At 58.7% G+C, this 16,727-nt stretch carries 16 protein-coding genes and 3 tRNA genes; 6 read left to right on the top strand and 13 right to left on the bottom strand.

The features are described 5' to 3' along the window. Position 1: 1 nt before the first annotated feature. The 4 genes from OC605_RS14130 to OC605_RS14145 all read right to left on the bottom strand — a co-directional run bounded on the left by OC605_RS14130 (position 2) and on the right by OC605_RS14145 (position 4,189). Positions 2 to 979, bottom strand: a complete 978-nt coding sequence (locus OC605_RS14130; protein WP_133338757.1) for an ABC transporter permease — start codon at positions 977 to 979, stop codon at positions 2 to 4. Beyond that, a complete protein-coding gene (locus OC605_RS14135; RefSeq protein ID WP_262137798.1) occupies positions 976 to 2,529 on the bottom strand; it encodes a sugar ABC transporter ATP-binding protein in 1,554 nt (517 codons plus the stop codon). Before OC605_RS14135 ends, OC605_RS14130 begins: the two co-directional genes overlap by 4 nt. A 55-nt stretch (positions 2,530 to 2,584) precedes the next feature. Beyond that, on the bottom strand, positions 2,585 to 3,541 hold the full coding sequence (locus OC605_RS14140) for a sugar ABC transporter substrate-binding protein (RefSeq protein WP_262137800.1): 957 nt from the start codon (positions 3,539 to 3,541) through the stop codon (positions 2,585 to 2,587). Positions 3,542 to 3,739: 198 nt separating this feature from the next. Next, entirely contained in the window at positions 3,740 to 4,189 is a 450-nt protein-coding gene (locus OC605_RS14145) for a hypothetical protein (protein ID WP_262137801.1), read from the bottom strand. Positions 4,190 to 4,525: 336 nt separating this feature from the next. On the opposite strand from OC605_RS14145, the gene OC605_RS14150 reads away from it, so the two are divergent. The 3 genes from OC605_RS14150 to OC605_RS14160 all read left to right on the top strand — a co-directional run bounded on the left by OC605_RS14150 (position 4,526) and on the right by OC605_RS14160 (position 6,776). Then, positions 4,526 to 5,614 (top strand): asparaginase, encoded by a 1,089-nt coding sequence (locus tag OC605_RS14150; RefSeq protein ID WP_262137802.1) that lies wholly within the window; start codon positions 4,526 to 4,528, stop codon positions 5,612 to 5,614. A gap of 198 nt (positions 5,615 to 5,812) precedes the next feature. Next, a complete protein-coding gene (locus OC605_RS14155; RefSeq protein ID WP_016774035.1) occupies positions 5,813 to 6,082 on the top strand; it encodes a DUF1654 domain-containing protein in 270 nt (89 codons plus the stop codon). A 4-nt stretch (positions 6,083 to 6,086) separates the two neighbouring features. Then, entirely contained in the window at positions 6,087 to 6,776 is a 690-nt protein-coding gene (locus OC605_RS14160; protein WP_024012402.1) for an endonuclease, read from the top strand. 82 nt (positions 6,777 to 6,858) lie between these two features. Here the strand turns inward: OC605_RS14160 and OC605_RS14165 are convergent, their stop codons facing one another. Then, positions 6,859 to 7,224, bottom strand: coding sequence for an SPOR domain-containing protein (locus OC605_RS14165; protein ID WP_024012401.1), 366 nt, complete (start codon positions 7,222 to 7,224; stop codon positions 6,859 to 6,861). Between the two features lie 250 nt (positions 7,225 to 7,474). Here OC605_RS14165 and csrA point away from each other — a divergent pair, with 250 nt between their 5' ends. Beyond that, complete coding sequence (gene csrA / locus OC605_RS14170; protein WP_003179932.1) at positions 7,475 to 7,669, top strand: carbon storage regulator CsrA; 195 nt, start codon at positions 7,475 to 7,477, stop codon at positions 7,667 to 7,669. A gap of 217 nt (positions 7,670 to 7,886) precedes the next feature. On the opposite strand, the gene OC605_RS14175 is transcribed toward csrA, so the two are convergent. Next, positions 7,887 to 8,342, bottom strand: coding sequence for a DUF2214 family protein (locus tag OC605_RS14175; protein ID WP_262137804.1), 456 nt, complete (start codon positions 8,340 to 8,342; stop codon positions 7,887 to 7,889). A 286-nt stretch (positions 8,343 to 8,628) separates the two neighbouring features. Here OC605_RS14175 and OC605_RS14180 point away from each other — a divergent pair, with 286 nt between their 5' ends. Continuing rightward, the gene (locus OC605_RS14180) at positions 8,629 to 8,772 is read left to right on the top strand and encodes a hypothetical protein (RefSeq protein WP_262137805.1); all 144 of its coding nucleotides are present in this window, start codon (positions 8,629 to 8,631) and stop codon (positions 8,770 to 8,772) included. Between the two features lie 35 nt (positions 8,773 to 8,807). Here OC605_RS14180 and OC605_RS14185 read toward each other — a convergent pair. After that, positions 8,808 to 8,884 (bottom strand) — tRNA-Val (locus tag OC605_RS14185). A gap of 183 nt (positions 8,885 to 9,067) precedes the next feature. Here OC605_RS14185 and OC605_RS14190 point away from each other — a divergent pair. Beyond that, positions 9,068 to 10,351 (top strand): NAD(P)/FAD-dependent oxidoreductase, encoded by a 1,284-nt coding sequence (locus tag OC605_RS14190; RefSeq protein WP_262137806.1) that lies wholly within the window; start codon positions 9,068 to 9,070, stop codon positions 10,349 to 10,351. A gap of 59 nt (positions 10,352 to 10,410) precedes the next feature. Here OC605_RS14190 and OC605_RS14195 read toward each other — a convergent pair whose 3' ends face one another. The 6 genes from OC605_RS14195 to OC605_RS14220 all read right to left on the bottom strand — a co-directional run bounded on the left by OC605_RS14195 (position 10,411) and on the right by OC605_RS14220 (position 16,721). Beyond that, on the bottom strand, positions 10,411 to 11,382 hold the full coding sequence (locus OC605_RS14195) for an XdhC family protein (RefSeq protein WP_262137807.1): 972 nt from the start codon (positions 11,380 to 11,382) through the stop codon (positions 10,411 to 10,413). Between the two features lies 1 nt (position 11,383). Then, a complete protein-coding gene (locus OC605_RS14200) occupies positions 11,384 to 12,619 on the bottom strand; it encodes a c-type cytochrome (RefSeq protein ID WP_262137809.1) in 1,236 nt (411 codons plus the stop codon). Between the two features lie 2 nt (positions 12,620 to 12,621). Beyond that, positions 12,622 to 13,161: a (2Fe-2S)-binding protein gene (locus OC605_RS14205; protein WP_186565622.1), complete on the bottom strand. Its 540-nt coding sequence runs from the start codon at positions 13,159 to 13,161 to the stop codon at positions 12,622 to 12,624. Further along, a complete protein-coding gene (locus OC605_RS14210; RefSeq protein WP_262137810.1) occupies positions 13,154 to 15,985 on the bottom strand; it encodes a xanthine dehydrogenase family protein molybdopterin-binding subunit in 2,832 nt (943 codons plus the stop codon). Before OC605_RS14210 ends, OC605_RS14205 begins: the two co-directional genes overlap by 8 nt. Positions 15,986 to 16,474: 489 nt before the next feature. Next, positions 16,475 to 16,551: transfer RNA gene (locus OC605_RS14215), tRNA-Asp, on the bottom strand. Positions 16,552 to 16,644: 93 nt separating this feature from the next. Then, positions 16,645 to 16,721: transfer RNA gene (locus OC605_RS14220), tRNA-Asp, on the bottom strand. Positions 16,722 to 16,727 lie beyond the last annotated feature (6 nt).

Consider the following 16,727-nt stretch of genomic DNA (forward strand, 5'->3'; position numbering starts at 1 on the left):
TTCAGCCCCGGCGACTGGCGCGTTGACTGCGATAGGTGTCGAGCACCACAGCGATAACGATTACCGCGCCGGTGATGATGCGCTTGGTCGGCTCCGTCGCACCAATCTGCGCGAGACCGGCCGCGAGTACGGAAATGATCAACACACCAAAGAAAGTGCTGATCACCGAACCGCGCCCGCCCATCAGGCTGGTGCCGCCGATGACCACCGCTGCGATCACTTGCAGTTCCAGGCCCGAACCTGCGTTCGGGTCAGCTGCTTCCAGACGCGAAATCTGAAACAGAGCGGCAATGCCCGCCAGCAGCCCCATCAGGCTGAACACCAGAATCTTGTAGGGCTTGGGATTGATCCCGGCCAGCCGCACGGCTTCTTCGTTGGTGCCGATGCCGATCAGGTAGCGGCCGAAAACCGTGCGGGTCAAAACTGCCTGCGCGATGAATATCACCAGCAAAGCGATGATGAACGACGGGGAAATGCCGAACGCGATCGGATTCGACAGCCAGGCGAACGCATCGCCGATGTACGCGGTGCGCGACCCGGTCATCTGATACGCCACACCACGGGCCATTTCCAGCACGCCGAGGGAGACGATGAACGACGGAATCCGCCAGGCCACGGTGATTGAGCCAGTGATGGTCCCGGCCAGAGCCGCCACCGCCATGCCGAGCAGCGCCGCTGGCAAAACGCTCCAGCCCCAGCCGAGAATCGCAACGCTGACCGTCGATGCGGCCAGCGCGAGGACCGAGCCGACGGACAAATCGATGCCGCCGATGATCAGCACAAAGGTCATGCCCACCGCCAGCACCATCAGGTCGGGAATCTGGTTGGCCAGGGTGCTGAAGGTGTTGTACGAGAGGAAATGGCTGCTCAGGACCGAGAACAGCGCAATCATCGCCAGCAAGGCACCGGCCAGGCCCAGATAAGTACCCAGGCCAAAGAAATTGCCACTACGGTTACTGGCAGAAGATGCAGTTTTCATGGGAGATCCCTAGGCGCTGCTTCATTGAGCAACGCATCACGTTTCTGGTAGCCGGCGAAAGCGGCGGCAAGCAAATCATCCTGGGTCCAACTGTCGCGCTCGAAGGTGTCGATCAGACGTCCCGCCGAAAGCACGCCGATCCGGTCGCAGATCAGCATCAATTCGCGCAAGTCACTGGAAACCACGACCAATGCCTTGCCCTGGCGGGTCAACTCGCCGAGCAAACCGTAAATGTCGAACTTGGCACCGACATCGATTCCACGAGTCGGCTCATCGAACAGCAGCACTGAACAGTCGCGCTCCAGCCAGCGGCCGATCACGACCTTCTGCTGATTGCCGCCGGACAGCTCCGAAACCAACTGCGTCGGGCTAGAACTGCGGATACGCATGGCTTCGATCTGACGCTGCGCCAGGGAGATTTCGTCGCCGTTTTTGACGAAACCGCCACTGGAGATTTCCGGCATGTTGCCCAAGGCGATGTTGGCGCTGATCGACTGACTGAGCAGCAGCCCTTCGCCCTTGCGATCCTCGGTGATCAGCGCAATGCCATTGCGTACCGCATCGACTGGCGAGCGAACACTCACGACTTTGGCCGGCGAGCCGAGTGCGATGGTGCCGCTGTCGGCAGCATCGGCACCGAATATCAGCCGCAGCAATTCCGTGCGCCCTGCCCCGATCAATCCGGAAATGCCGTAAATCTCGCCGGCGCGCACCTCGAAGGAAACGTCGCGGACCTTGTCAGAGCGCGTCAGGCCTTTGACCGTCAACGCCGGAGCGCCGATCTTGCGCGGCCCCATGTCGATGTGTTCGCCCAGTTCGCGACCGACCATCAAGGTCACCAGTTGCTCGCTGTTGTAGTTGGCCATCGGCTCGACGCAGACCAGATTGCCGTCACGCAGCACGGCAATACGCTGGGCCACCCGCGCCAGTTCTTCGAGACGATGAGAGATATAGATGATGGAAACGCCGCGAGCCTGCAATCGGGTGATCTGCTCGAAGAGCATTTCGACTTCGCGCGCCGTGAGCATCGCGGTCGGCTCATCAAGGATCAGCACGTGGCAATCGCCAATCAGGTTGCGCGCGATTTCGACCATCTGCTGATGACCGATACCCAACTCGCCAACCAGTGTGTCCGGGTCGATCGCATCGAGGCCGACCTGCGCCATGGCTTCGATCGCCGCCTTGCGCAACTGCTTGCGACTGATCCAGCCAGCGCTGCTCGGCAGATTATCCAGAAACAGGTTTTCCGCCACCGACAGCGTCGGCAACAGATTGAGTTCTTGCATGACCATGCGCACGCCAAGCTCTTCAGCCTGGGTACGGCTGCCAGGACGATAGTCCTTGCCGTGGAATTGCATCTGGCCGGTAGTGGGCGTGACCAGACCACCAATGATCTTCGACAGGGTACTTTTGCCGGCACCGTTTTCGCCGGTAAGCGCCAGTACTTCACCGCGCATCAGCGTCAGATCGATGCCGGTGAGCACCGGTTGCGCATAGGTCTTGCCGATACCGCTGACCGAGAGGACAGCGTTCGGGGCGGAAACTGACATAGAAATCTCCATGCGCTCGCCCGGACGGACGAGCGCCGTTGTGTCGCCAGATGACTTACTGGGTGACCAGCTCGACCGGTGTTTCGATCACGCCGTTGGCACCGCTGTCGACTTTCTCGCCCTTGATGATCTTCAGTGCGGTTTCGATGCCGAACACGGCCTGCTTGGCTGCAAACTGGTCAGCCGTCGCCAGCACACGACCGTCCTTGAGCATTGGCTTGATCGCATTGATGTTGTCGTAACCGACGACTTTTACCTGCCCTGCCTTGCCAGCGGCACGGACTGCGGAAACGGCGCCAACCGCCATGCTGTCGTTACCGGCCAGCAGTGCTTTGACATCCGGGTATTCACTGAGGATCGAAGCGGCAACCTTGTTGCCCTTGTCGATTTCCCAATCACCGGATTGCAGCGAGACCACTTTGATCTGCGCGGCTTCCATCGCGTCCTTGAAACCGGCCGTGCGCGCCTGCGCGTTGGTGGTGGTGGACACGCCTTCGATGATGCCGACCTCGTCGCCCGCCTTCAGTTGCTTGGCCAGGTATTCGCCAACCAGACGCGCACCCTTGCGGTTGTCCGGACCTACGAAAGGCACGTTGATGTTTTTGCTTTTGACAACGGCGGGATCGAGCTGGTTGTCGATGTTGATGACCGTGATACCGGCGTCTACGGCCTTCTTGATAACCGGCACCATGGCCTTGGAGTCAGAAGGCGCGATCACCAGTGCATTCACCTTGGCCAGGATCATCTGTTCGACGTTGCGAGTCTGGCCGGCGGTATCGGTTTCGTCTTTGATACCGTTGGAGATCAGATCGAAATCGGCGGAGTGTTCTTTCTGGTAGGCCTTGGCGCCGTCTTCCATGGTCAGGAAGAATTCGTTGGCCAGGGATTTCATGACCAGCGCGACTTTGGGTTTTTCTGCGGATTCGGCGAACGCCGAGGAGACAGGTAGTGCGGCGGCTGTGGCAGCCAGCATAGCGACAGCAAGAAGACGTGCGGCGAATGGCAGCTTCATGGGTTCACTCCGATCTTATGATTATTGTGAGCAACGTTTGCGCTGACGTAAGCTACGTCACGGCTCCGGGAGAAAATGCCCTTCCAAGCCGCGCAAACGTTTGCGTAGACCGAACTATGAGAATCCCGCCGGCATTTGTCAACAATCAGAAATCGTCTTTTGTTGTAGGCCGAATCGCCGAATTGGCAATTTGGCGCTTCAGGCAGTCGTATTGACGAGGCCACCGCTGGTAGCGCTTTTCGACATCTCCTTGACCAACGCACCCGCCACTTCCGCCAGTGCGGCGCTGGTTTGCGCGATCTGGCCCTGTATCGACATCACTGCCTGGGACTTCGCTTCGGGAGTCGGATAGCTTGCAGCCTGAGCCGCAGCCAGTTGCTGTTGCTGCTCCTGAAGTTGCTTTTGCAACTCCTTCATCCGCTTGAGCAGTGTCTTGACGGTAATGCTGAGATTGCTGTCGGCCTCGGTTTCACTGTTTTCCTGCACAGGACCACCACCGGTTCTGACCTGATTCTTCTCAGTCTTCTCGGCACCCAGCGCCTGCGTCGATGCCTCGTCGGCCGCTTCGTTCAGGGTGTTGATCGTCGCTGCAGTTTTACCGCCGATGGTGACAGCAGCGGGATTGGCAAAACCGACCGTCAGTGACATGTGAACTCCTAAGATTTGGTTTCCTTGAGGACGCATCGGCCTGAGAGCACTTTTCTTTAGCAGGGATTTGTCACAGGCCGGCATTTCAAAACACCGCCTATCGGTGAGCCGAACAAGAATCCGTCCGTCGTTCGGAATCCCGGATGGACGAGACCGCAGCAATGCTCTGGCTCTCGACAAATATTGATTTAAATCATCAAGTTAAACATTTTCCGCAGGCGCATTACGCATGGTATGAATCCTGCTCCCCTCCTTGCACCCCAAGCATTCAGATCGGCTTGGGGCGCATCTAGATGAACCTGCATCAGCACCGTCTCACGACTAGAGAGAAAAATAATGAAATCTGCTTTCAATACCTTGATTCCGGGCGCATTGGCCCTCCTCCTGCTCCTGCCAACCGCCGCTCAGGCAAAAGAAGTCGAAACCCAGACCAAACTGGCCAACGTCGTTGTACTCGCCACCGGCGGCACCATCGCCGGCGCTGGCGCGAGCGCTGCCAACAGTGCGACCTATCAAGCGGCAAAAGTCGGCATCGAACAACTGATCGCCGGTATTCCCGAGTTGAGCAAGCTGGCCAACGTGCGTGGCGAGCAAGTCATGCAGATCGCATCGGAAAGCATCACCAACGACAACCTCTTGCAACTTGGCCGCCGGGTTGCCGAACTGGCTGACAGCAAGGACGTCGACGGTATTGTCATTACCCACGGCACCGACACTCTGGAAGAAACCGCGTACTTCCTGAATCTGGTCGAGAAAACCGACAAGCCGATCATCGTCGTCGGTTCGATGCGTCCGGGCACTGCCATGTCGGCAGACGGCATGCTCAACCTGTATAACGCCGTCGCCGTGGCGAGCAGCAAAGACGCCCGCGGCAAAGGCGTACTCGTCACCATGAATGACGAGATTCAGTCCGGCCGCGACGTCAGCAAAATGATCAACATCAAGACCGAAGCATTCAAAAGCGCCTGGGGTCCACTGGGCATGGTGGTCGAAGGCAAATCCTACGGGTTCCGCCTGCCGGCCAAGCGTCACACCATGGATTCGGAATTCGACAGCAAAAACATCAAGAGCCTGCCTGACGTAGAAATTGCCTACTCCTACGGCAACGTCAGCGATACCGCCTACAAGGCACTGGCGCAAGCCGGCGCCAAAGCCATCATCCACGCCGGCACTGGCAACGGTTCGGTATCCTCTCGCGTGGTTCCATCCCTGCAAGCGCTGCGCAAGGATGGCGTGCAGATCATTCGCTCGTCCCACGTCAACGCCGGCGGCTTTGTCCTGCGTAACGCCGAACAGCCTGACGACAAATACGACTGGGTTGTCGCTCACGATCTGAACCCGCAAAAAGCCCGCATCCTGGCGATGGTCGCGCTGACCAAGACCAACGACAGCAAAGAGCTGCAACGGATGTTCTGGGAATACTGATTGTCCTTCGCCTGATCACGTCTCGATCGGGCAATTGCGCACCACCTGCCAGCTTGGCAGGTGGTGCCCGGCTTACACCCTTCAAGCATTTTTCCCACAAAAAAATTTGCCGAGTCCTACACCAAAACCGGAAACACGCTGTCAGAGGATTTTCTTGAATTTTAAGCAGTTGCGAAATCGCTTACAGTTAAATACTGTATGCACGTACAGCTTAATAAGGATAACCTCGTGGCCACCTCTCCTGCTGCTCCTGACGCTTACGAACGCATGGGTATGCGCGTTCAGAAAATCATCAATTCCCCCACCGCACAAAAAGCCAAAGCCGCACTGATTTTCCGTCTGCCGGATGAGCCGATGGACGACTGGGAGCGCTTGCTCGAGGAAATCGACGAGAACGACAACGTTACCCTCGCTTATCGCGACGACGGTGGCGTGCAGATTTTTTGGGTTGTGCCGAAGGAAGATTGATTCAATGAGTGTCCGCTGCGTTGCTTTGCTGTTGTTGTTTTTCGCCATGGGTGCCCAGGCTGGCGCCCCACGTACATTTTCCGAAGCCAAGAAAGCCGCGTGGAAACTTTATGCGCCGCAATCCACCGAGTTTTACTGCGGCTGCAAGTACACCGGCAACAAGGTCGACCTGAAGGCTTGCGGCTATGTGCCGCGCAAGAACGCCAAGCGTGCATCGAGAATCGAATGGGAGCACATCGTGCCGGCCTGGCAGATCGGACATCAGCGACAGTGCTGGCAGCAAGGCGGACGCAAGAATTGCACGCGTTACGATCCGGTGTATCAAAAAGCCGAAGCTGATCTGCACAACCTGGTACCAAGCATCGGTGAGGTCAACGGTGACCGCAGCAACTTCAGCTACGGCTGGTTGCCGGTGCAGTCCGGTCAGTATGGTTCCTGCCTGACGCAGGTCGACTTCAAGGCCAAGAAGGTCATGCCCCGCCCTTCGATTCGCGGCATGATCGCCCGCACTTATTTTTATATGAGCAAACAATACGGACTTCGCCTATCGAAGCAGGATCGGCAGTTGTACGAAGCGTGGGACAAGACCTATCCAGTGCAGGACTGGGAACGTCAGCGCAACCAGAGCGTGGCGTGCGTGATGGGGCGCGGCAACGAGTTTGTCGGCTCGGTAAATCTGAAAGCCTGCGGCTGATTGCAGCGGAAATAAAAAGGCCTCGAGCGTTATGCTCAAGGCCTTTTTAATGTCTGTTCAGCGTGTTTTGAAGGCGCTTCGCTTATGGCGTTAGCGGATGCTCGATCACCACGGATTCGATATTTTGTTTCTTGGCTTTTACCAGCGCTGCATCGACCTGCACCTTTCGCGCCTCGGCATCAGCCTGGGAATTGAACGGACCGATCAGAATTCGTGTTTTACCGCTGCCGTCCTTGACGACCGTCGGAACGAAAGCATGCTCGATCAACCAGCCGCTCAGGTCACTGACGGCCTGAGGGGTCTCGCCCCGAACTTCCAGATCCCACTGTGGCGCGGCGGCCGCCGGCGCTGCCGCGACCTTCGTCTCAGGCTTCGGCGCATCTACATTCTTGCCTTCACCGCAGCCTGCCAATGCCAGTGCCGCTACCAGCCAAACCAATTTGCGCACAACGCTTTCCTCGGAATTCGTAAAGCCGCGATCTTATCATTCAAAAATACTTCGCGAGCCCCGCAAAATGGGCACAAAACAACGAGAATGATGATTGCAGCCTCTGTATAGTTACGCCCTGGGAATTAATGCCGCTTCTGCGCGTCAGAAAGAGGCACCCAAACCGTGAGACTTCGCACTAATCTATAGATACCACCGACCTCTGCACTGTCTGAATCAGGTGCCCTACCAAGCAATCAAGGAGAAGACCATGCTGATACTCACCCGCAAAGTCGGTGAAAGCATAAACATTGGTGATGACATCACGATCACCATCCTCGGAGTCAGCGGCCAACAAGTCCGCATCGGCATCAACGCTCCGAAAAACGTGGCAGTGCACCGTGAAGAAATTTACCAACGCATCCAGGCCGGCCTGACCGCTCCGGACAAGCCGCAAACGCCCTGAGCCACTTTGCATTACGTAGCCAGTCCCTATGCCCCGCGCAAGACTGGCTAAAGATTCGCGCGCCGTTTAGCCATCCGCATTTCACCCCGCTGGGCACGGCGCCTGAAGCATGCAGATCCCCGTCACTTCCATCCCCTCCTCTGTTGCGCCGATATTACCTTTCACCTCTGGAGCTGGCTGTCGGACGTTTCCGATAGAGCACGGCGAATTTCGCCTTCTAAGCGAATATCACGCCACGCGCCATGCCTGTCGCCGCGACCATCATCAGGATCAGCAGCAGCGCTTCAACATGACTGATTCGCGCGTACAACTTCGCACGTCCGCTATCAAGCGCCACACCGCGCGAGGATGCGATGCGCCATTTGATCAGCGTGATCATCGGTGCAAGCTCCATCAGTAGTATCAGCAAGAACAGCGTCATCTTCAGATGAAACAGCGGCTGATGCAGGTAATAGCCAGAGCCTTTCTCGTAACCACCAAACCCACGCATTGCTCCGGTGATAAGCAGCGTCAAAGCTGAAAGCCCCCAAAGGTTATCCGCGAGCAGAACGCGCTTGACCTCTCCCGTGCCCGCCGAGAGTTTTCGGAAAGCTGTGCCGCGCGTCAGCGCCGCCCAGAAAGCCAAGGCAAACGCGAATAGATGAATAGCGGCAAGGACCCACTGACTCAGCATCGACGCACTCCTTTATAAAGAGTTGAAAATCGGCCAGTCAGTAGTAGACGAAAAAACCGCGCCTCGCTTGAAGGTGATGGAGGGATAGGCGCCCAAACGCCAAATCGCAGGCAAAAAAAATCCCAAGCAGCTGATGGAAGCTTGGGATTTAAAAATGCATAAACCGTGGTGGTGAACGCGGAACGGATGCTACTTAAATTCCCAACATGCAACAAGGCTTTTTCGATAACCGGTAGGAGAAAAACAGCGGTAAGCCTTTGGATATTCAGGTGTTTTCCACAACGAAATGGAAGAAGAACGCACCAAAATGGCGCTTGATCGCTTTGCGCTAACAGCAATGAATGGAGAGCTGATCAGAGCGAAGCGGAAAGGACCGGGAACAAGCGTTGCGCAAATCGAAGACAACAAAAAAGGGCTCACCTTTCGGTGAGCCCTTCCAGACCGCCCAGCAGAGCGGATTTTGTTTGGTAGGCGCGATTGGACTCGAACCAACGACCCCCACCATGTCAAGGTGGTGCTCTAACCAACTGAGCTACGTGCCTGCTGTGAGGCGGCATTCTACGGAATTCCGGAGGGGTGTCAACACCTTTTTTTCACCTAACCCTATGAATATGCAAAATATTTAATTTCGGCGCAGCGAGGAAGATTTTCCGGTGGCTGGCGGAGGTTTTTCAACTCGGGTAGGATCGACGCACTCGTAAAATATATTAAACAGAGGCGGCAGGATGGCGAACACCCAATACCCAGAGTCTTATTACGCTGCGTCGGCCAATGCCGTACCACCACGCCCTGTGCTGCAGGATGATGTGGAGACGGACGTCTGTGTGATCGGCGCCGGGTATACCGGGCTGTCGTCCGCCCTGTTCCTGTTGGAGAACGGTTTTCGCGTAACCGTGCTGGAAGCGGCGAAAGTCGGTTTTGGCGCCTCGGGCCGCAACGGTGGACAGATCGTCAACAGTTATAGCCGCGACATTGATGTCATCGAGCGCACGGTCGGCCCAAAGCAGGCGCAACTGCTCGGTGAGATGGCCTTTGAAGGCGGCCGGATCATTCGCGAGCGCGTGGCCAGATACAATATCCAGTGCGACCTGAAGGACGGCGGTGTATTCGCCGCCCTTTCCGCCAAACAAATGGGGCACCTGGAATCGCAAAAGCGCCTGTGGGAACGCTTCGGCCACACCCAGCTGGAACTGATGGATCAACGCCGCATCCGTGAAGTGGTGGGTTGCGATCAGTACGTCGGTGGCATGCTCGATATGAGCGGCGGCCACATCCATCCGCTCAATCTGGCGCTCGGTGAAGCGGCGGCAGTCGAGTCTCTCGGCGGCACCATCTATGAGCAATCACCTGCCGTGAGCATCGAGCGCGGCGCCAATCCTATCGTGCATACGCCGCAGGGTAAGGTCAGGACCAGGTTCATCATCGTCGCCGGCAACGCCTACCTTGGTAATTTGGTGCCAGAACTGGCGGCCAAATCGATGCCGTGCGGTACCCAGGTGATCACCACCGAGCCGCTGGGCGATGAGCTGGCGAAGGCGCTTTTGCCGCAGGATTACTGCGTAGAGGACTGCAACTATCTGCTCGACTACTATCGCCTGACCGCCGACAAGCGCTTGATCTTCGGTGGCGGCGTGGTTTACGGCGCTCGCGATCCGGCGAACATCGAAGCGATCATCCGCCCGAAGATGCTCAAGGCTTTCCCGCAACTCAAGGACGTGAAGATCGACTACGCCTGGACCGGCAACTTCCTGCTGACCCTTTCGCGCTTGCCGCAGGTCGGGCGCCTGGGCGACAACATCTATTACTCGCAGGGCTGCAGCGGTCACGGCGTCACCTACACGCACCTGGCGGGCAAGATCCTCGCCGAAGCGTTGCGTGGTCAGGCCGAGCGCTTCGATGCCTTTGCCGACCTGCCGCACTATCCCTTCCCCGGAGGGCAATTGCTGCGCACACCGTTTGCCGCGCTGGGCGCCTGGTATTACGGGCTGCGCGATAAGTACGGCCTATAAACACCATTGTGGCGAGGGGATTTATCCCCTCGCCACAGTAGATTCAGCAAGGCTTAGGATCAGAGCTGATCCCGAGCGATCCCGGTGCGAATGCGCAGGATATCCGCCAGCACCGCCAGCGCAATTTCCGCCGGTGTCTTGCTGCCGAGGTTGAGGCCGATCGGCGCATGAACCCGCGCCAGCTCTGCCTCACTCAAGCCACCAATGCGGCGTAAGCGCTCGAAGCGTTTCTGCGACGTCTGCTGCGATCCCATCACACCGATGTAAAACGCTTCGGTGCGCACCGCTTCCATCATCGCCAAATCGTCGATGCGCGGATCATGGGTCAGCGCCACCACTGCCGTGTCGCGATGGCAGCCTCCGTCGGCAATGAACACCGAAGGCAACTGTCGACGGATTTCCACGCTATTGAGCACCACGCCTTCAAGCACTTCATCACGCGGATCGCAGAGAATCACTTCGAAGCCAAGCCCTACCGCGAACTCGGCACAGGCCTGCGCCACGCTTGAGTAGCCAGCGAGCAACAAGCGCTGTGCTGCACCGACACGAATGCGCACCCGATCGATCTCACGCTCGATCCGCGCGCCCTGCTCGCGATCAGCAAACAGAGCGCGCGCACCTTTGGCCAGATCGACTTCGCGAAGCAGACGACGTTGACCCAGCAGCGCCGACTCCAGTTCACGCAGGTGCGCCTGCACCGCGCAGTCGGCGTCAAGTTTCTCAACCAGCACATCAAGAATGCCGCCGCAAGGCAGACTGACCCGCGAGCGCGGATCATCGCCTTCGCCGTAACGCACGACGCTTACCGCTTCGAGAAACGCACCTTCGGCGACGCGCTCAAGGAAATCCTCCTCGACGCAACCGCCCGATAGCGAACCGATCCACTGCCCGCCTTCGTTCACCGCGAGCAGCGAACCCGGCGCGCGCGGTGCCGAGCCGTAAGTGGTCAGCACCGTGCACAGCCAGATTCGCTGCCCGGCCACCGACCATTCCAGCGCCCGACGCACCACTTGCAGATCGAGATGCTGCATATCAGTGGGCCTTGTGCTCGACGCTCGGCGCGTCGGCTTGCAGCTTCTGCACTTCGCTCACCGCCAGTTCAGCGCCCTGCCCGCCCCAACCCTGACGCAAATAGTTGAGCAGATCGGTCAATTGCTCAGGACTGAGCTTTTCAGCAAAACCCGGCATCGGCTGCATGTGTTCGAACCCGGAGAACTTCTGTTCGCCGATACCATCCTCGATCACTCGCAACAGGTTGCGCGGATCTTCCAGGCGCAACGTGGTGTTGCCGCGCATGGCCACGGCGATGTGCGGTTTGCCTTCACCGCCCGCCGCGTGACAACCGGCGCAGACGTTCAGGTATTCCTGACGGCCGCGCTGCGCACTCGGGCTGAGCTTGTCGAGCGGCACCTCGACGAGCTCTTTGGCTGGCGGCGGTTGCTCGCCGAGCAGGAATGTCGCCATTGCTGCCAGATCAGCATTGCTCAGACTTTGAGTGCTGTTGTGAAACACCGGAAACATCTCGTTGAACATCGTCCCTTGCGCGCTCATGCCGTGCTTGAGAAACGTGCTCAGATCCTGCTGATTCCAGCCGCGCGTGGCCAGGTCGGTAGCCAGCAGGCTCGGCGCCAGATAACCATTGAGAATGCCGCCGGTCATACGCTTGTCCATTTGCATCGCGCCGGGCAGGCCGCGTGGCGTATGGCATTCGCCGCAGTGACCGAGAACGTCGACCATGTACTGGCCGCGCTTCCACGCCTCACTTTTGCCTTCCGCCGATTCCAGCTTGACGTCTTTGCCGTAGAGCATGTTCCAGCCCGTCAGGCCCAGACGCACATTGAACGGAAAGCTCAGACTGGTCACCGGCGCGGCGCGTTCGATCGGCTCGATGGTTTTCAGATACGCGTGAATCGCATCGGAATCGGCGCGCGGCATCAGGTGATAAGTGGTGTACGGCATCGCTGGATACAAATTCGCACCGTCGCGCCGCTTGCCTTCGGTCAGCGCAGCGAAGAACTCGTCATCGCTGTACAGACCGATGCCGTGCTCTTTGCTCGGGGTGATGTTGGTGCCGTAGATCGTGCCGAATGGCGAGACGATCGGCAGGCCGCCGGCATAGGGCGCGCCACCGGGTGCGGTGTGACAAGCCATGCAGTCGGCGGCGCGGGCGAGGTATTCGCCGCGCTTGACCTGATCATCAGCCTGGACCGCCAAAAGCGGCACAGCCAGTCCGACCGCAAAAGTCAGGCGGGTCAGTAAATGCTTCATGCTCAACCCTCCTTGACCAGGCCGAGATCGGTCAGCACGTTGCGCGTGGCGTTGTAATAACGCACGTACCCGGTGCAGCGGCAGACGTGATGGCCGAGGCTGTCCTCGATCACCTGTTCCAGCTTGCTCTGTACGGTTGGCTGGCGTTGCAGCTTCTCCACCAGCACGGTGGCAGCGTTGACGAAGCCTGGCGCGCAGTAGCTGCACTGGAAGGCGAACTCGTCGACAAAGCGCTGCTGGATCGGATTGAGCTCGGTGACCTGACCCTGCTCGTCGCGAGTGGCGTGGCCTTCGATGGTGCGGACTTTCTTGCCCTCGAAGTAGTGCGCGCCGGTGATGCAGGTGCGCACTTCTTCGCTGGTACCGTCGGGGTTATCGACGATCACCACACAGGCGTGGCAGATCCCCTGACCGCAGCCCAGCCGCGAGCCGGTGAGGTTTTTGTATTCGTGCAGGTAGTCGATCATCGGCAGGTCATCAGGGATGTCCACCGGGCCGACGGATTGACCATTGAGGGTCAGTTGAAGCGGACGGTTAGCCATTGAGGGCCTCCTTGATGCGCGCAGCGGTGATAGGCAGGTCACGAACACGTTTCCCGATGGCGTGCGCCACGGCGTTACCGATGGCACCGACAATCGGGATCATCACCACTTCGGCGATGCCCTTGGACGGATCGCTCGGCGACAGCGGCGGCAGGATCTCCGCAGTCTGCCTCCACACGGCAACATGACGCGCCATCGGCAGACGGTAACGGTTGAAGTTCCAGTCACCCTCCCCCGGCCCGCCTTCGTACAACGGCATCTCTTCCATCAGCGCATGACCAATACCCATGGCGATACCGCCTTCGAGCTGGCCCTTGACCAACTCTTCAACCAGTACCCGACCACACTCGATCCACGAATGGTGGTTGAGCACCTGAACTTCCGCCGAGCCTTTATTGACCTTCAACTCGACCAGCGTCGCGACCGGGCTGTAATAGGTCACGGCAGCGTTGTTCAACTGCACTACCGGGTAGTTGACGTTCTGCCGATCAAGCAAGTGGAAGCCGGCGCTGTTCATCTGCGCTTTCTTCGCTTGCGGCGCGCCATCGCCGTATTTCACCGCCAGACCGTCGAGCGGCAAGCGCTCGCGCACACCGTCGATGCTGTATTCGGCTTCGGCCCAGCTCCAACGGTTGAAACCGTGCACCGTGGCGCCCGTCACCAGACCGCGTTCGTGGGCGCGCTTGGCCAGCTCTTCGAAACTCAGCGGCTGCATGCCGTTGGCGGTCAGCTTGCCATCGACCCAATGCGCATCTTCGCGGCGCACCACGTAAGGGTTGGCCTGGCCGCCGTACGGACCCTGACGCCAGATCTCCAGTGCCGCCGGCCACAAGCCGTGGTTGAACAGCACACGCGCCGCTTCACGGGTCGCATGACTGAAGTAGTAGGCGGAGTTGGTCGCCGAAGACGCCGACGCCAGCTTGCCGACCCAGCGCGGATTGCGCAGCAGATTGTCCTGCTCGGCCTGACTCATGATGTACGGGTTGCCGCTGCTGATCAGCTGCATTTCCTGCCACTCGGTTTCTCCGGTCTTCACCTCGTGCGCCGGGCTGCCGAGGAAATCGGCGACAACCAAGGCTTGCGAAGTGGACATGCCGGTGCCGATTTCGATACCGATGTGGCGCAGGGTGATGCGCCCGTCTGCGGTGAATTCGATGCTGGCCATCGGCGCTTCGGAGCCGGTGCCGAAGTCTTTCTGGCAGATGGCGAAACCGATGCCGTACCAGTTATCCGGGTCTGCCGCTTCACGTTGTCGCTTGATCGTGTCGCGGTTTTTCCAGACTTCGTGCACCGAGGCCTTGTCGAGAATTTCGTGCAGGCGCAGCGCACCGGCCGGGATTGCGCCCTGGGTGTTTTTCATACCGGATCGCAGGGCATTCCTGCGGCGCAAATCGATGGCGTCGACACCCAGACGATTAGCGATTTCGTCGACCATCATTTCGGTGGCCGCCATACTTTGCAGAGTGCCGTAACCGCGCATCGAACCCGCCTCGACCGCCCGCGAGTGATACGCGGTGACCTGCAGATCGTTCTGCGGCATGTAGTAGATCGACTGCGCAGCCGTGGCGCCAACCGCCGCCACCGATGGGCTGTAGTTGACCCGACCGCCGCCGTCGACGCTCATTTCCGCGCGGAAAATCTTGAAGGTGTAGTCATTCTTGTCCACGGCCAACTGGTAGCGGATGTCGAACGGGTGACGCTTGATGCCGCTCTGGAACTGCTCGTAGCGGTCGTTGGCCAGACGCACCGGCACACCGGCGCCGTACAGCGCAGCCAGGGCTGCGTAGTAGACAAAAATGTTGTGGTCTTTGGAGCCATAGCCGACGGTATAGCCCGGGTGCATGTTCAGGTTGGCCAGGCCGAAACGCGACGGCCCGATCATCTTCGCGGTCTCGGTCGCGACTTCCAGCGGGCATTGCGTCGCCACGACGAAATGCAGGGTTTTGGTTTTCGGGTCGTACCAGCCGTTGCCGTTGTCCGGCTCGAGGGCGGCCGGTTCGATCGACGGCGTCTTGTAGCGCTCATCGAACACCAGCCAGTTGTCTGGCAGCGTGTCGATTTCCTGCTTCATGCGGTCGGCGTAGAACAGGCCGCGCTCGGTGAGGTTGCCATGCAGGTTCGGCGATGCATTCCACACTGGACGGCGGTTCTTCAGCATCGGGAACAGGATCGAATCCTTGAGGCTGGCGAACTCGTCTTCGTCCGCCGAGGTCGCGCCACCGACGCGCACGTAGCGGAAGCTGCCGTAGGGGTCGCCTTCGTAGAACGGCACTTTGGCGCCGTAACGAATCGCTTTGTCATTGAATTTGAGTTGATTCTTTGCCTGACGGAAACGCTCGAAATCGTTCCAGATCAGGATCGCCACCGGGTGCCCGATGAACATCGGCACTTTACCTTCCGGCAGCAATGGATCAGGCGCGTGCTCTTCGGGGAAGACGATACCGTCCTTGTCCAGATCGGCAGCGGTAACGATGCGGTCCGGCTGCAGATCGGCGCCGAGCCACGACAGGTCGTAACCTGCGTAGATACGGTCGGCCTTGATGGTTTTCAGCAGCATCGCGTGGCCTTGTTGCTCAGGCCAGCCAGGCATGTCTTTGGCGCGGATGTCGCGGGCAAACACCTTGCTGCCGCAGACCTTGGACAAGGCATCGTTGCGTTGACGGGCCTTGCCGTTATTGCCGAGCCATTTCTCGGACGGCACGGTGACGCTGTTTTCCATCAAGGCAGCCAGCGCATGACTGCTGAGCGGCGTAAGCGTAACGCTCACACCCGCCACCAGCCCGCCCTGGAGGAACGAGCGCCGGGATATTTCACGGTTGGACATGGATCATCCTCTGGGCGGTTATAGGTCCGCCCTTGTGGTTATCTACTGGGGATCTCGAGTCGTGCAGAAGCTCTTTCTGGCGAAGCAAAGAGCTGTGTTGACAGTGCAAAGCTGACCGAAAGGTTAACTTTAAAGATTTCTGCGCCCACAGCAAACAACCAGTTACAAAAACCTGACTAAATAATCAAAAAATCAATGCGACGTGGCACCGCATCCGATCCGCCGAGATAACAGAGCGAGCCTATGTGGGAGCGAGCCTGCTCGCGAAAACGTTTTTCCAGGCAATACAGATTTTGAATGTGCCGGCGCTTTCGCGAGCAGGCTCGCTCCCACAGGGATTCGCGTGGACTTAAGGAGAGAGGAAGAGGAATAACCAAATTTCAGACACAAAAAACCCCGGTCTTTCGACCAGGGTCTTTGCTATCGATCCGACCCAGCCTATGACTGGTTTCGGCGCTTCAAGGCGTTCAGTGGTCCTTGAAACAGATATGGCGCAGCGGACGGGACTCGAACCCGCGACCCCCGGCGTGACAGGCCGGTATTCTAACCGACTGAACTACCGCTGCGTATCGCTTTGAGCTTGCGCTCAAGTAACTCGTTTTGATTACCGGCTTCGGTGCCTGGTAATCGCGAACCAGATCAATCTGACTCGTAAAATATGGCGCAGCGGACGGGACTCGAACCCGCGACCCCCGGCGTGACAGGCCGGTATTCTAACCGACTGAACTACCGCTGCGCGTCG

Source organism: Pseudomonas sp. Marseille-Q5117 (assembly GCF_946901175.1).
Lineage (GTDB): Bacteria > Pseudomonadota > Gammaproteobacteria > Pseudomonadales > Pseudomonadaceae > Aquipseudomonas > Aquipseudomonas iranensis.

Bases quoted from the DNA above. Each gene is read 5' to 3' on its own strand.
- OC605_RS14210 (WP_262137810.1), bottom strand. From the start codon at position 15,985: ATGTCCAACCGTGAAATATCCCGGCGCTCGTTCCTCCAGGGCGGGCTG.
- OC605_RS14200 (WP_262137809.1), bottom strand. From the start codon at position 12,619: ATGAAGCATTTACTGACCCGCCTGACTTTTGCGGTCGGACTGGCTGTG.
- OC605_RS14160 (WP_024012402.1), top strand. From the start codon at position 6,087: ATGAGTGTCCGCTGCGTTGCTTTGCTGTTGTTGTTTTTCGCCATGGGT.
- OC605_RS14180 (WP_262137805.1), top strand. From the start codon at position 8,629: ATGGAAGAAGAACGCACCAAAATGGCGCTTGATCGCTTTGCGCTAACA.
- OC605_RS14190 (WP_262137806.1), top strand. From the start codon at position 9,068: ATGGCGAACACCCAATACCCAGAGTCTTATTACGCTGCGTCGGCCAAT.
- OC605_RS14175 (WP_262137804.1), bottom strand. From the start codon at position 8,342: ATGCTGAGTCAGTGGGTCCTTGCCGCTATTCATCTATTCGCGTTTGCC.
- OC605_RS14155 (WP_016774035.1), top strand. From the start codon at position 5,813: ATGCACGTACAGCTTAATAAGGATAACCTCGTGGCCACCTCTCCTGCT.
- OC605_RS14130 (WP_133338757.1), bottom strand. From the start codon at position 979: ATGAAAACTGCATCTTCTGCCAGTAACCGTAGTGGCAATTTCTTTGGC.
- OC605_RS14135 (WP_262137798.1), bottom strand. From the start codon at position 2,529: ATGTCAGTTTCCGCCCCGAACGCTGTCCTCTCGGTCAGCGGTATCGGC.
- OC605_RS14145 (WP_262137801.1), bottom strand. From the start codon at position 4,189: ATGTCACTGACGGTCGGTTTTGCCAATCCCGCTGCTGTCACCATCGGC.
- OC605_RS14195 (WP_262137807.1), bottom strand. From the start codon at position 11,382: ATGCAGCATCTCGATCTGCAAGTGGTGCGTCGGGCGCTGGAATGGTCG.
- OC605_RS14140 (WP_262137800.1), bottom strand. From the start codon at position 3,541: ATGAAGCTGCCATTCGCCGCACGTCTTCTTGCTGTCGCTATGCTGGCT.
- OC605_RS14205 (WP_186565622.1), bottom strand. From the start codon at position 13,161: ATGGCTAACCGTCCGCTTCAACTGACCCTCAATGGTCAATCCGTCGGC.
- csrA (WP_003179932.1), top strand. From the start codon at position 7,475: ATGCTGATACTCACCCGCAAAGTCGGTGAAAGCATAAACATTGGTGAT.
- OC605_RS14150 (WP_262137802.1), top strand. From the start codon at position 4,526: ATGAAATCTGCTTTCAATACCTTGATTCCGGGCGCATTGGCCCTCCTC.